The sequence below is a fragment of the Patescibacteria group bacterium genome, assembly GCA_028710985.1.
Classification (GTDB): domain Bacteria; phylum Patescibacteriota; class Patescibacteriia; order JAHJFT01; family JAHJFT01; genus JAQTTB01.
On the sequence record JAQTTB010000014.1, the window covers coordinates 1 to 2,521 of the forward strand.

A 2,521-nucleotide genomic window follows, 5' to 3' on the forward strand; every position below is an offset into this window, starting at 1 on the left:
GTTCATAAAGCGTTGTATTCAAAATCGTACGTGACCTTGCAGATATTATGGCAGGAGTATATGGCGACCCATCCTGACGGTTATTCTTCCCCACGATTTGTCGTGTACTATCGAGAGTGGGCGCAACGGTTCAAGGTTTACTTGCGGCAGCGACACATCGGCGGGGAAAAACTGTTTGTCGATTATTCCGGCAAGAGGCCGTGCGTGCGCGATATGCGCACCGGTCAAGATCGTGAGGTCGAGCTTCTGGTCATGGCCTGGGGCGCGTCGCAATATATCTATGCCGAAGCGCAGGAGAGCCAGCGCTCGCCGGACTGGGTTATGGGCCACCGCAGAGGCTACGAGTATTTTGGTTGCGTACCACGGATCGAGATCGACGACAATCTTAAAAGCGCCGTTGCCAAAGCATGCCGGTACGATCCGGACGTCAATATTACCTTTACCGAATTTGCCGCGCATTACGGCGTTGCGATTATCCCGACCCGTCCGGGAAAACCCAAAGACAAGCCCAAGGTGGAAAATGCGGTCCTGATCGCGCAGCGATGGATCCTGGCGTGCTTGCGGAACAGAGTGTTTTACAGCATCGCCGAACTGAACAAAGCGATCGGAGAGCTTCTTGAAAAAATCAACGACAAACCCATGCAACGCCTGCCGAAAAGCCGTCGGCAGCTTTTCCTGGAGCTGGACAAACCCAATGCGCTGCCGCTTCCGGCAGAACCCTTTGAATACCGGGAATGGTTCTTTCCCACGCTTGCATTTCACTATCACGTTGAAGTTGATGGAAATTATTACAGCGCTCCCTGGACGCTTGCCGGCCGGAAAATTTCGGTTCGCGTGATGGAAAACACCGTGGAAGTTTTTGACAAGCGCGACCGCGTTGCCCTGCACGAACGCAGTCGGGGCAAGCACCAGTATACCACCGTCACGGAACACATGCCGCCCGCGCATCAAAAATACGTCGAATGGACCCCGGCTCGAATGTACCGGTGGGCGCAGGAGATCGGGCCGTCAACCCATCTCCTGATCGAGAAGGTGATCAAAACCAAGTTCCATCCGCAACAGGGCTTTCGCCCGGCAATGGGCATTTTGCGCCTGAGCAAAACGTACGGCAATGAGCGCCTCGACGCTGCCGCCCGGATCGCCCTGGACTTCGGCTTTAACCGCGTCCGGCAGATATCGGATCTGCTCAAAAACGGCAGGGACCGGCAGCCGCAGCAGATGCCCGTGGTCACCATCGCCAATACGGACAACGTTCGAGGCCGTGATTATTATGCCGGGCAATCAGCGGGCACGGCCGCGTCTTCGTAACAAACCCTATGAATCTTAACTTTACAAAAGGATTATTTTATGATACAGGCTACCATACAAAAACTGGTCGATATGAAACTCTTCGCCATGGCGGACAAGGCTGAGCAGCTTGGTAAAAGTCCGAACGCTTCCACCATGGGTCCCGTCGAACTGCTTTCTTTCTGCGTGGACGCCGAATATGACAAACGCAGAACCGGCAGGCTCACGCGGCTTCTTAAAGATGCCCGGATAAAACATGCAGCGGCGTGCGTGGAAGAAATCGATTTTAAACACCACCGCAATCTCTCAAAAGATGCCATGACCGACATCATCTCCGGAAGTGCCTTGGAACATAAAGCCAACATCCTCATCTGCGGTCCGACCGGTGTGGGAAAATCCTATCTGGCATGTGCCATCGCAAATCTTGCCTGCCGGAAGAATCTTACCACGCAATACTTGAGGGTATCCCGCTTTCTGGAAGTCATGGCCGCACAAAAAGCCCTGGGAAACTATCTCAAGGCCATCGACAAAATCAGCTCGGTAAAAGTTCTCGTCCTCGATGATCTGGGACCCGATGTCATGACGCCGGACCAGAGAAATGTCTTTCTTGAGGTCATCGAGGAGCGCCACCTCTGCTGGCCGACCATCGTTACCAGCCAGCTCCCGTTCGAACAATGGTATGACGTCTTCGGCGATAAAACCTCCGCAGACGCCATCTGCGACCGCCTTTTCAATAACGCTCATAAAATCCAACTCAAGGGGGAATCAATGCGGAAAAAATAGACTTCATCCGGCAGGGGTATATATTTTTACCTAACAGTCGTTTTGTCGCACGGGGTCAAGCCGGATCAAACGATTTTTGAGTGCCGAATGGACAAGAATAGGCACTTGAATCCTGGCTGATTGCAGATGAGAGGGCCTTACGTTCGTATATCGAAGAAAGAAAACATCCACACCCGGTGGGCCGGATTAAGAAAGTAAAAAAGCCCGATTTACAAAGATTGCCTAAGACATGGTTAACGAAGCTATTCAACCACGAACTTGGTAGCCGTACAAAATATGTTGAATATACGGATGCTGAATTAATCGTGAAAAAAATTATGGATTTGAACCGAGTTAAAAATTCGGAATCGTTCAAACAGTTTGCAAAAAAGACCGTTGGCAGAGTTCTGTAAAATCGTTTTTGCAGACTATATCTTATATGAAAAATTAAGAATATAAAATATGAATAAAC

At 50.9% G+C, this 2,521-nt stretch carries 2 protein-coding genes; both read left to right on the forward strand.

What is annotated here, in order from left to right; genetic code table 11:
* The coding region (gene istA, locus PHW53_05300) for an IS21 family transposase (protein MDD4995848.1) at positions 1-1,308 on the forward strand (1,308 nt) is incomplete at its 5' end.
* A gap of 39 nt (positions 1,309-1,347) precedes the next feature.
* The gene (gene istB / locus PHW53_05305) at positions 1,348-2,070 is read left to right on the forward strand and encodes an IS21-like element helper ATPase IstB (protein ID MDD4995849.1); all 723 of its coding nucleotides are present in this window, start codon (positions 1,348-1,350) and stop codon (positions 2,068-2,070) included.
* The last annotated feature ends 451 nt before the right edge of the window (positions 2,071-2,521 follow it).